Genomic DNA, 12,501 nt, shown 5'->3' with positions numbered 1-12,501 from the left:
TCCTTATAGACTACAGTTTAGAGCCAAGTATTAATTGAGGATAAATAGGCTAAACAGTACCAACTTGCTTCATTCAGTGATGTATTATGAGGCGAAAGAATCTTGTCGATAATACCGTTAAAATTTTGCCATTTAGTGGTTCTAAATAAGACTTTTTTAACGCTATTAGCGCCAGGTTTACTCCTTCGAATTGAGCAAGCATCAAGACAAATTGATACCAGTACAAAGCGGGAGCCTGCTCACTAAGCCCCCGTTTATTCGCAGTTACTGCTGCGTTATTGTAGCAACGTTATTGTCGCCTACTTGTGTAACCGTGATGTTTTGACCACTGCCTGTAATGCCACCTTGTACCAAGTTACCATCACCCATTTGGCTAATTGTTAGGGCATTATCATCACCATTGATAACAAAAGCGTCAGCTCCCATCCCCATAACAAAGTTATTAGTGCCAGTTTGTGTGATGTCTAACATATTGCGACTGCCTTCTAACATCAGATCAATGGCATTGAACTCTCCAGACTGAGCAATATCAACTTGGTTAGCGCTACTTTCAAAAACACTGCTCATTGTCACAGCGACACCATTGCTGTCACCGTCTTGAGTTATATCAAGCGCATTGTTATTGCTTGCCAAGTTCACGTTTGGATAAGATGACTGTACAAGTGCTTCATTATTGCTGCCGGTTTGAACCACCTCAACATCATTATCATTACCGTTGAAATTGGCGATATGCGCAACGTTACCATCACCGATTTGCACGGCTGAAAACTCATTGTTGTTCCCTGCAACACCTAGGTACATATCATTGTTATCGCCGACCTGAAGTGCGCTAAACTCGTTATTGTCACCAACAACATCTGCCAAAATGTTATTGTTTTCGCGTCGTTGTTCTGTGGTTATCTCATTGTCACTACCAACAAGTAAATCAGATGCAAACTGGTTACCCGAACCCTCTTGCTCTATCGCTAGCTCATTACTATCGCCTGAAATTTCAAACACGCTAACGCTATTATTATTACCTTCTGATTGCTCTATTTCTATTTGATTATCATCACCTGTGATTGTCTCAATTGAAACCACATTGAAATCACCACTTTGACTAGATTCAATCTCGTTTTCGTTACCTTGTAAACTCACCACCTTGTATTGATTGTACAAGCCGTCTTGTGTCAAGGTTATTTGGTTCATATCACCTTGCAGTGACTCTAATGTAGCCTCATTCCAAGTGCCAGTTTGTGTTGCAGAGACTTCGTTTTGGCTGCCTTGCATGTCTAGGTTATAGAACCATTGACCACCGGAACCTTGAGACACCGAGATGGTATTCTGATCACCGGCTACTACGTTAATCGCTTCGTTATTAATACCAAGCAGACCAGCACCTGATTGCTGTACATCAATGTTGTTATCATCACCTGTTACTTCTGAAAGTGCGCCGTTAGACTCTCCGTCTTGGCTGTACACTTGTTCATTGTTATTACCGGTTGTAGTGATAATAGCAACATTACCTGTACCATTTTGCTCTGCTGTCGTCGTATTATCATCACCAACTGTTGTTACATCGGTTAGGTTGGAAACACCAGATTGAACGGAGATTAGTTCGTTATCACCGTGGCTTCTTGAAGTTTGAGAAAGCTTTAACTGGTTACTAGTACCATTGATTTGCTCAACTTGTGAAAGTGCAGAAGTAGAAAGCGCTTTGTTGTCTGATTTTGTATCAGCCTGTGCAGCAAACGAATGAGTTAATGCAAGTGCTATGGCGCAGCTCACAATTGATTTTGAAAACTTCACACTGTTCTCCTTAGAGATTTATTATATTGTTTTAAAATTAAGTGTTCAGTGTTGCGTCTGAGCAGTTGCCTTTACTCAGTTAAATACCACCTTCACCTAATCAACGTCCTGTTCTGGCTCAATAATTTGAGCCGCTCCTACCTAAGCCAGTTACCAGAGTGTTACATTTGAGTGAAAAACATAATCTATATCAAAGCAGCCACCTTGATATTCTGAAATAATATATTCCATTACGTTTTGCCATCTCTAACTCTAAGTTGGGAACATCCGAAGATAAATAGGAAGGTTTTATGAAATATATAACCTCATAATTACATAAACTTACCTATAAAAAATCACATTCCATTACAAATCAAAAATTTAACTACAAAAAAAGTATGACTAAAGTTCCATCGCGTTTAGCTTATCTCTACTCACAAAAAAGAACTAAATAATATATTCTTAAATTTGCAAACCAATAAAAATGCCTGATTTTTTTATTTAACCCTTTTTTTACATTGCATAGCCGAATTTCTGCGTCTACGTTTTAAAGCGTTGCCAAAAAGACCACAGCCACTACCAGAAAACTACCAACTAAAACAGCGTGATAATAAAAAGCGCTTGAAATTAAAAAGGTTATTAAAATGAGATCAAAACTTTCTGCATTGTCTTTGGCTTTGCTACCTGCATTTGCGTTTACCGCTCAAGCAGCAGTTCAAATTGACACAACAACCGCAACTGCTGACGACAGTATTTTAGTGGTATTTAAAGAAAATACGTCCGCGGCACTGCGCGCTAACGCAAGAAATCTTGTTAAAGCAAAAATATCGGATTTAAACGCTGACGGTGTAGATGACAAATATCGCCATGTCTTGAAAGGACGACTAGCAAACTTTAAGCTTGATAGCATCAAAGCAAAACAAGCTATTGAAAAGCTAGCTAACCACCCTGCGGTAGAATATGTAGAGCCAGACTATCAGGTCAAAGCACTTGGGATCCCTGATGACAGCCGCTTCGATGAACTTTGGGGTATGCACAATACCGGCCAAACAGGTGGAACAGCAGATGCTGATATCGATGCACCTGAGGCATGGGACATTAGTATTGGTTCACGTGATGTGATTGTCGGTGTTATTGATACAGGTGTGGACTACACACACCCAGACCTTGCAGCAAATGCCTGGGTAAACCCTGGCGAAATTGCTGGAGATGGTATCGATAATGATGGTAATGGCTATATCGATGACGTATACGGGATCAACGCAATCACAGGTAGCGGTGACCCTATGGATGACCAAGGTCACGGTACTCACGTTTCTGGTACAATTGGTGCCACTGGTAATGATGCAACAGGTGTTGTTGGTGTCAACCATGAAGTATCCATTGTAGGCTGTAAATTCCTAGATGCGTCAGGCTCAGGTTCTACTTCTGATGCTATCGAGTGTATTGACTATATGGTTGCATTAAAAAATGCAGGCCACAATGTCCGCGTAACAAATAACAGCTGGGGTGGTGGCGGATTTAGCCAAGCACTGTCTGATTCGATTACAGCAAGCGAAAATGCGGATATTCTGTTTGTTGCAGCAGCGGGTAACAGCGCGGTTGATAATGATGTAAACCCACATTATCCATCAAGCTATGATCACGATACTGTTTTCTCTATCGCCAGCACAACACATACTGATGCTATGTCTTCGTTCTCACAATGGGGATTAACATCGGTAGATATGGGTGCGCCAGGTAGCGCAATTCTGTCTACCGTACCTGGTGGCGGCTATGCGAGTTATTCAGGCACATCTATGGCCACACCTCATGTTGCCGGTGCCGCCGCATTAGTACTTTCTGTGAATCCAACATTGAGTGCTGTTGAGCTTAAAAATCTACTAATGCAAAGTGGTGACGTGAACGCAGATCTTACCGATAAAACGGTCTCTGGTACGCGTTTAAATGTAAATCAAGCTGTTATTGATGCCGATCCTGAGCCAGGCTTTAGAGTCTCAGCACGTCCAGCAAATCTAGAAATTGTTGCTGGTGATACTGCAACTTATGAATTTACGTTCACATCAGTTGCTGATTGGCAAGGTTCCATCAACCTTGCGGTGGCTTCACCTCTTGAGGGTGCAGCACTATCTGCTGATACAGCTATGCCTGGTGATACTGTAACGTTATCAGTGCCAACCACCAGCACGACGCCGTGGGGCGAGTATAATTTGACTCTAAACGCGACGTCTGGAGAGTTAGCTGATAGCGAACAGGTTGGACTTTATGTACTTCCGCAAGGCTTAAGTGACTTTAGCTATGATAATACCACCGCAGTTGACATCCCTGACAACGACGCGACCGGTATTACCTCTGTGATCACTGTTGCTGATGCTGTTACGGTATTTGACAGTAACACGCTTGTAGATATTACTCACACTTATATCGGGGACCTAATTGTGACGTTAACGTCACCAGCAGGAACCGTTGCTACACTGCATAACCGTCAGGGCGGTAGCACAGACAACATTAATCAAACCTTCAATTCAGCGGCATTTAATGGTGAAGTTGCAACGGGTGACTGGACATTGTCTGTTTCTGATAATGCTGGCATTGACACCGGCTCACTAAACAGCTGGACTTTAAACTTAACGGGTCTTGGTGAAGTAGCACCACAACCACCTGTGGCAGGCTTTAGCTATAGTGCATCAGGTTTAGCCGTAACCTTTACAGATGAAAGCCGTGATCCCAATGATGATATTGTCAGCTGGGCATGGGATTTTGGAGATGGCAGCACGAGCACTGACGCAAGCCCTATTCATGAGTTTGCAGCATCCGGTGAATATAACGTTGCACTTACCGTTACCGATAGCGAAGGCAATAGTCACACAACGGCGCAATCTGTTGTGGTAAGCAGCGACGAAGTCGCACTATCTCTTGTGAGGGCAAATAAATCTCGCTTGGGCTTTATCCGTGTTGAACTATCATGGGAAGGAAGTAGTGCAAGTGAGGTATCAATTTACCGAGATGGTCGACTACTTGAAACCGTTTCTAACACAGGTAAGTACAGAGATTTTGCTCGTGACCTTGAGGCAACTAGCTACACCTATAAAGTGTGTCAATCTGCTGAGCTTTGCTCAAATGAGATCACAGTAAACTTCTAATCATCCTCTTCCAGTGGATAATCAAAGCCCCGCTTGGGGCTTTTTTTATTAAAAATGTCTCATTTAGAACAACTAAATAGCAAAATTTTTGCCTTGCCTATATGGATGTAGGTACCTTAGCGATAGCAAGGCGCGGTAGCGGAGTTATCGACAAGATTTTCTCGCCTCAAAATAGACCACTTAATTAAGCAAATTGGCATTAAGCGCTCAATACTTCCCCCTCGATACAAAAAAACAAAAAATAAAAAACAAAAAATAAACAAGCGTTCACACCTTCTGTCTAACTATCAAGTTATTCTAATTTGCAACTTTTTGACAGAAAGATACAATGCCCGATGAAACTTGGAAATCAGTCAAAATATGGACTTTTATGAAAGCAGTAATTCCTGTTGCGGGTCTTGGTACCCGAATGCTCCCAATGACCAAAGCAATTCCTAAAGAAATGCTACCTTTAGTCGATAAGCCGCTTATTCAGTATATCGTTACTGAGTGCGTAGCTGCTGGGATAAAAGAAATTGTACTTGTAACCCACTCTTCTAAAAATGCAATTGAAAACCACTTTGACACTAGCTTTGAGTTAGAAGCTACGCTAGAAAAGCGTGTGAAACGTAAGTTACTCGATGAGGTCCGCTCAATTTGCCCTGAAGATGTCACCATTATGCACGTTCGCCAAGGTGAAGCAAAAGGTCTAGGTCACGCCGTTTTGTGCGCACAACCCATTGTTGGCGATAGTGACTTTGTAGTTGTATTACCTGATGTCATTTTAGATGAATATACCGCAGATCAAGGCCAAGAAAATCTAGCTGCAATGCTACAACGTTTTTCACAAACACAAGCCAGCCAAATCATGTTAGAGCCTGTTCCCCAAGAAGACGTATGCAAATATGGTATCGCCGATATTGGTGGTGTAACGCTTTGTCCAGGTGAAAGCAGCCCTATTAAGCACATGGTAGAAAAGCCTGATATGGAGACAGCACCTTCTAATCTCGCAGTGGTTGGCCGCTATGTGCTTTCTAAAAATATTTGGCCGCTCCTTAAAAAGACACCACAGGGGGCTGGCGGTGAAATACAACTCACTGACGCCATTGATATGCTGATGGAGCAAGAAACCGTTGAAGCTTTTCATATGAGCGGTAGATCGCACGACTGTGGCGATAAACTTGGTTATTTAAAAGCGATTGTTGAATATGCTATCCGAGATGAACAGCTAGGTGACGCGTTTTCACAATTTTTAAAGCAATTACAATAGCCAAGTCACAGACTGGGATAGCGACTATCACACCTCGCACTTAGCAGCGACTTATACTAATGGCTCTTATGGATAACAGCATTCTCTTTAGCAGCTGTTATCCATACTACTGCATTAAACTTAAAGGCAGTAGTTTCCATTACAGAAAGCAACAACCTCTCGTTGTAGTGGTAGTATACTTTTAGGATACTGCCTTTTAGTTGATTAACTCGCTTCTTACTTCAAGTTTAGATTAGCCCATAGATTATGTGACCTGCGCGGTATATCATACCCTTCCGTAAAAAAACAAAACCCGCTACACTAACCGCTCTTAATACTCAAGGTGTTGATCATTGTATGAAAACTCATTTAGGCAGACGAGCATTCTCAACAATGGAACTTCATACTCTATTTAACGGGTACATCTATACCGACGAAAAATTAAAACGGGAACAGCCCAAACATTGGCACTTTTGGCTACCGTTACTGAGTTACTACACTGGTGCCTACAGCGACGAAATTGGCTCGCTCACCCTTGATGATATTTTTCAACAAGACCATGTTCACCTATTGCACTTTAAAACCCATGGTAAAATTCAGCCTCGCGTGGTACCTATTCATCCAGCGCTTTGGCAAAGTGGACTCGAGCAATATTTAACGCAGGTCAAAAAACTCGGTCAACAACGTATTTTATTTGATCTACCGGCCAAAAGTGGAAGGTACAGTGAAAAAGTCAGAATTTGGTTTTCAGGAGAAGGAGAGCGACAGGGCTACCTGCAAAAATGCGGCTTACCCAATGTCGATCAACAAGGAATGAAAACGGCTATTAGTAGCCTTCGTTTGAATTTTGAGCAACAAATAAGAATATCAGCCATCCAACAAGGTCATAAGAGTAGCTTGCATTACCTGCTTGGATTAAAGGATGATGGCGATATAGTAACCTGCCCGCCATTAGCGATATTAAAGCAGATCACCTCTCAGCTTAGAGTTATCAATCCGAACATAACTTGGCAAAGGTTTTTAGACCGCCACTAATGTAGTACTCAGCTACTACCCTTTTCTACCCCTGCTAATTTATGATGTGCGAGGTAAGTTAAGCAAGTTACCCGTAACATAGAAGCAAGATTGTTAATCTCACCATGACGTTCTATCGCCTCTTGATACAGTGTAGATATAAACTCAGCGAGTGATAGTTGCTCCTGTTTTGCGATAATTTCTAACACAGACCAAATTTCGTTTTCTAACGCAAGGCTTGTTACCACGCCTTGAATACGAATAGAGCGCCGATCAACTTCATATCGATGCGGTGCCGTTGAAGCGTATAGCTCACACATAAACATTCCAAAGGTTGTAAATGGCAAAAATGATACATAGCATGATCAGAGTAAAAGATGCTGATCAATCAATTCGATTTTATCACGACGTATTTGCATTGACTGTAAAACGACGTATAGATTTTAGCAACTTTTCCCTTATTTATCTGGGTAATGAGCAAACCTCGTTTGAGCTGGAGTTGACTTGGAACCATGACATGCAGTCAGAATACATCCATGGTAATGGCTACGGGCACCTTGCGTTTGTTGTTGATGAACTAGAGTCCACCTTTGAGCAAGCTCAGGCGCTTGGTTACCAGCCAAAGGCCATAAAAGACTTTTACAATCGAGATGTGCTAGTTGCCAAGTTCTTTTTTATCACTGACCCTGATGGGTATGAGATTGAAGTTATTGAGAAAAGCGATGTATATCGCTGATCTGAGCTTTAGGATAAAAGCGAGATAACCTGAAGCTGCGTTAGGGATCGAGTGAGTTTATCGTGTATTACACACGCCTGACATTACACTTTTCAGCAAAGAATTAGGTATAACGCAGCTTTTATGCTTACTCTTGCAAGATTTCAACTTTTTCTTCAGCTAATTTAGTGTGTCAGCAGGCCGTTAGATTGGCCTTATTTCTTAATATAAAGCCAGATTTTGATGATATTGGGTTTACTGCAATAAGTTGGTTTGACGCCGCTCAACATAAACGAGCAACATAAAAAACGACTCCCTTAAGATATGGTCAGTATCAATTACCTTAATTAATCTAAGGTTTGGATAAGGCATGTTCCAACTCATTGTTGCCAAAGCACAACTTAGTTTTTTCCTTGTCTAGCCAGAGAGCTTTAGGGAAAACACCGCTCCCACGTCCTGCTCTCGTTCAGGTACCTACATCCTGTAGGCAAGGTGAATTTACGCACCAATAGCTGACTATTGAAAGGGAATTCAACGCAGTTAGCGCTAAAACTGGCTGCTAGAGAGGCATTAATTATCCGCAGCTCAGGTTAATTAAGCTTGCTAATTTGAGGTGATAAAGCCTTGTTTGTAACACCGCTTTTGCGTCCTGCTCACACCGAGGTACCTACGCCCTGTAGGCTAGGCAAAAATCTTACTATGTAATTGTTCAATAATTAGAAGTCTTTAACCTAATTGGCATCAGGCTTACTCCTTCAAATTGAATAAGTATCAAACTTACTTAGTATAACTGTTACCTAGAAAAAAGCCGCGTCTCCGCGGCTTAGATGATTGGACTAATCATTATTTTCTATGCACCGGTCACTACTGAGCAAGTCACCGGCACATTAATTGTTTCAGCTGTACCGTCTGCTGTAATTGTTGCAGTTACAAGGCCTGTCGCATTAGCTATTCTTGGTTTAACTGACACGGTATAGGTTTGCCCTTGAACCATGTCACTTAGTGTGTAAGTGCCTCCCCCCGCATTTCCGGCTGCTCTTCTTGAGCTACTACCCTGAGCATACCTCACAACGGCAGCAGGTACTGGTGTAGATACGGTGCTATCGTTTGTACAAGTCGCTGTTATCGAGACGTTTTCACTCACTAATGTAACAGGGTTAGTCAACGGTGTATCAAACGTGCCACAAACAGGGATTTCCCCATTTGATTGAAACCAAGTATTGTTTGAAAAATCAAATACCCTTATGCTCGCCGTCGCTGTTGCTGATACTCTAACTCGCGACGATTGAGGTCCAGTCAACAATGTGGTGTTACCATCTTGTGTAACCGCAAATAACTCCCCCATATCTGAAGACTGCATAGTCACAAGTAACCCTGTGTTTGGTACTGATGCACCGGATGTATTGATTATCACGCCAGCGTCACAGCGAGGTTCATTTCTTGTAACAGCGAAGAAGGTTAAGTGATCTGTTTGAAAGGTGCCATTGTAGGTATTAGTGGCCTCATTTAGCTCGCCAACTGTGACCATTTGTTCTTCAGCAGACCATACGCCAGTGTCCTCATTGTGCGATCTGAGGTTTAGCATATCACCAGTTTTAACCTCTACACCATTGACTTTTTTTCCAGCAGGTATAGACATTGAAACGGTAATTGGGCTTGAGAATTTTTTAACTTTTTTACCATTTGCAGCTGTCATTACAACATTTGATACTCCAATAGCTTGAAGTATGTTGCCAGAGTCGTTACCGGCATTTAAGCCTGCAGGCAAGACTAAGGCTGCTGCTGAGCTATTTGAGTCTGCACCACTCACGTTAAGTGAAACAGCGCCAGAAATAGCTGCACCGTCAGCATCTTGTAATACAACACCTGAAGGGATTTTTGCACTAGCTCCTGCTTTACCCGTTGTTTCAGCAACAATTTCACTGGTGGTTGTACCATCGGTACCTACTGACGCTTCTACAGTTGTGTCAGACACATCATCACCAGTTTTGGCAACGATAGGGAGCAGAGTATTGACAGCGGTGCTGTCTCCTGATGTCTCAAGTGCTACAGTAAAGTCTTTACTAAAGTAACCTTCAGCACTCACCCGAATGGTCACCTCACTCAATTCAGCGCCATCTTTTTTGGTGAACACAAAAGCACCTTCGTCATCACTCAGTGATGTTATCGCATTTCCATCTACATTTACAATATTGCTTGATACCGCTCCACCTTCTAGGAAGCGGATTGTGCTTGGCACAATATCATTTGAGGCTCTATCCACCACGTTCGCACTGATCACTAGAGTAAGCGGATCTGAGCTTTCTGGTGGAACCACTACAGGATCCGTTGGTTCAGGCGGTGGCACAACAACATTATCGTCGTCATCACTAAAACAACCAGAAAGCACCAGTGCAGAAGCCACTGATAAAGCTAGTATAGACTTTTTATTTGAAATCATGATTAATCCTTGTTCCGATTTTGAAAGCGCACGAGTGCGCAATAGCGCATTTTTTTAATATCAAATAAAAACTATAGAAGAGGTTTTAAATTTCTCCAGCTTTGGAATGAGGTTTTTATGGCGCTGATCACCCGTTACTTCAAAACTGGTGCAGCTTGTGGAAGAGATTTTCAGTAGAGCTGATCCAAATGCCAGCTCTACTGCTTTGTTTTATAAAATATTAGGCTCCTGTTACCTCAGAGCAAGATATTGTGATATTCAATGACTCTGCTGCACCTCCTGCAGTTATAGTCGTAGTTTGAGCAGCGACGGGGCCATTGGTATCATTGACACGAGGGTTAATGCTCACGTTGTATGTTGAACCTTCAACCATGTCAGAAAACTGATAAGAGCCGGCACCTAAATTTACAGCTGTTTTAGCAGAAAAGCCTGGTAAAGAGTAACGTACAACTGAAGCTGTGAGTGGTACAGACACAGTAGCATCGTTGCTACACGTAGCTGTTAGACTGAAGGTTTCAGCAACATAGGTTACAGGTTCAACAAGCTCAGCCTGCACCGTTCCACACACTGGAACTTCACTTACCGAGTCAAACCAAATGTTATTAGAAAAATCAAATACCCTGACTCGCGCTGTTGCTTCAGCAGAAACGCCATAACGAGTCGCAAGCGCACCACTTAATATTCTCAAAGAGCTTGAGCCCCCAGGCGCGTAACCACTGGCACTAGCATCCGATGAGGTTTCTGTTACTAAGAGGCCTGAAGAAGGCACGGCAGCTCCAGTAAAATTAACCACCATATCATTGGTACAAGCAGCTGTTGTTCGGGTTAAGGCAAAAAACGTTAGATGATCAGTTTGAAAAGACCCTGTATAGGTATTGGTCTCAGCATTAAAGCTCCCAACCGTGGCTTGGGTAGACTCTGCAGTCCATACACCGGTATCTTCATTGTGAGATTTGAGGCTCAATGTATCGCCAGTCTTGATTGGTACACCGTTCAACGTTGTTGTTGCTGGGATAGAAGTCGTTACTGTGATTGGGTTTGAAAACTGCTTAACTTTGCTACCTGTCGCACTATTCACTAACACGTTTGCCACCCCAACTGCTTGTTCGACATTAGCAGCGCCGCTTGCATTCAACCCTTCAGGTAAAATAGCAGTAACAGCACTGGTTGAAGCGTCTGCGCCACTGACATTGACCGAAACTTGGCCAGTAACAGGGTTGCCAGACGCATCTCGCAAAATAACCCCTGCGGGTATGTTAGCCCCAGCGGCTGCTTTACCTGAAGTTTGCGCTACAATCGCTTCAGAAGACGAACCATCATCTCCTATCGTTGCTGGAACCACAGTATCTGATACACCATCAGCATTTTTTGAGGTGATCGCTAACTGCACGGGCAATACCGTTTGGCCTTCTTCTGCCGCTAAGTTAACCACAAAACTTTTACCGATATAACCGTCAGCAGTTACACTCACAGTTACCTCTGTTAGTGTTGCATCCTCTTTTTTTGTAAATGCAAAGCTTCCACCAGTCCCCTCAATCATGGAGATGGCATTACCATCAACATCAACGATATTTTGAGATGCGACACCGTTTTCCAAGAATCGAACATTAGCGTCGACCACTCTTTGCGTTGCTGCATCCACTATGTTTGCGCTCACAACCAAAGCAAGTGCATCGGGCAGCTCAGGTGCAACCACAACGGGATCTGTTGGTTCTGTTGGTGGTACCACCACAACCTTGTTGTCATCATCATCACTAAAACAACCTGACAGTGTTAAAGCTGACGCTACAGATAAAGCGAGTAAAGATTTTTTGTTCGAAATCATGATGGATCCTTGTTCCCTTTTAGCAAGCGCCCATTGGCGTGGTGGCGCATTTTGATGTGTTGAGATTTAAATATAGAAAAGCTTCAAGGATTGTCTAGGCTGGAGGTAAAATAATTTTATTAACTGGGAATAGCATTTAGCAGTAAACCTACCTACGGTTCTTAGATGGGCCTTTAACTACTTCTTGGGTTTTCTTCGAAAGTTTTGTAACTCCTCCAATACCAATTTGCTTAATTACTTAATTAACCCGAGATCGGTTTAAGCCATCAGTTCATCAATAGAAATTGATGGCTTTTTTTCTTTGTGGCTGTATGCAATCAGCGCACCCAAGACTGTTAATATCATTCCATGCAAGCTTCTATGTCTTGA

General features: G+C 42.5%; 8 protein-coding genes and 1 pseudogene. 4 read left to right on the top strand and 5 right to left on the bottom strand.

From position 1 onward, the window contains the following. Positions 1 to 264 precede the first annotated feature (264 nt). A complete protein-coding gene (locus tag F9Y84_RS00040) occupies positions 265 to 1,788 on the bottom strand; it encodes an autotransporter outer membrane beta-barrel domain-containing protein (protein ID WP_147390115.1) in 1,524 nt (507 codons plus the stop codon). Positions 1,789 to 2,411: 623 nt separating this feature from the next. Here F9Y84_RS00040 and F9Y84_RS00035 point away from each other — a divergent pair. The 3 genes from F9Y84_RS00035 to F9Y84_RS00025 all read left to right on the top strand — a co-directional run bounded on the left by F9Y84_RS00035 (position 2,412) and on the right by F9Y84_RS00025 (position 7,173). Next, positions 2,412 to 4,910, top strand: coding sequence for a S8 family serine peptidase (locus tag F9Y84_RS00035; RefSeq protein ID WP_147390116.1), 2,499 nt, complete (start codon positions 2,412 to 2,414; stop codon positions 4,908 to 4,910). Between the two features lie 370 nt (positions 4,911 to 5,280). Continuing rightward, a complete protein-coding gene (gene galU / locus F9Y84_RS00030; protein ID WP_147391267.1) occupies positions 5,281 to 6,159 on the top strand; it encodes a UTP--glucose-1-phosphate uridylyltransferase GalU in 879 nt (292 codons plus the stop codon). Between the two features lie 336 nt (positions 6,160 to 6,495). Then, positions 6,496 to 7,173 (top strand): site-specific integrase, encoded by a 678-nt coding sequence (locus F9Y84_RS00025; RefSeq protein ID WP_167508305.1) that lies wholly within the window; start codon positions 6,496 to 6,498, stop codon positions 7,171 to 7,173. 8 nt (positions 7,174 to 7,181) lie between these two features. Here the strand turns inward: F9Y84_RS00025 and F9Y84_RS00020 are convergent, their stop codons facing one another. Continuing rightward, on the bottom strand, positions 7,182 to 7,472 hold the full coding sequence (locus tag F9Y84_RS00020) for a ribbon-helix-helix domain-containing protein (RefSeq protein ID WP_147391266.1): 291 nt from the start codon (positions 7,470 to 7,472) through the stop codon (positions 7,182 to 7,184). 20 nt (positions 7,473 to 7,492) lie between these two features. Here F9Y84_RS00020 and F9Y84_RS00015 point away from each other — a divergent pair, with 20 nt between their 5' ends. Beyond that, the gene (locus tag F9Y84_RS00015) at positions 7,493 to 7,888 is read left to right on the top strand and encodes a VOC family protein (protein WP_147391265.1); all 396 of its coding nucleotides are present in this window, start codon (positions 7,493 to 7,495) and stop codon (positions 7,886 to 7,888) included. Between the two features lie 829 nt (positions 7,889 to 8,717). Here the strand turns inward: F9Y84_RS00015 and F9Y84_RS00010 are convergent. The 3 genes and pseudogenes from F9Y84_RS00010 to F9Y84_RS22025 form a co-directional block, all read right to left on the bottom strand. After that, positions 8,718 to 10,307, bottom strand: coding sequence for a hypothetical protein (locus tag F9Y84_RS00010; RefSeq protein WP_147391264.1), 1,590 nt, complete (start codon positions 10,305 to 10,307; stop codon positions 8,718 to 8,720). Positions 10,308 to 10,527: 220 nt separating this feature from the next. Continuing rightward, positions 10,528 to 12,132 carry a hypothetical protein gene (locus tag F9Y84_RS00005; protein ID WP_147391263.1) on the bottom strand — a complete coding sequence of 535 codons (1,605 nt, stop codon included), beginning with the start codon at positions 12,130 to 12,132 and terminating at the stop codon, positions 10,528 to 10,530. Between the two features lie 258 nt (positions 12,133 to 12,390). Beyond that, a pseudogene (locus tag F9Y84_RS22025) lies at positions 12,391 to 12,501 on the bottom strand (IS982 family transposase); the annotation flags it as partial.

The sequence above is a fragment of the Pseudoalteromonas peptidolytica genome (assembly GCF_012641745.1).
GTDB classification, from domain to species: Bacteria; Pseudomonadota; Gammaproteobacteria; order Enterobacterales; family Alteromonadaceae; genus Pseudoalteromonas; species Pseudoalteromonas peptidolytica.
Note: the sequence above shows the minus strand (reverse complement) of the source record. Positions and strands in the feature narration are given on the sequence as shown.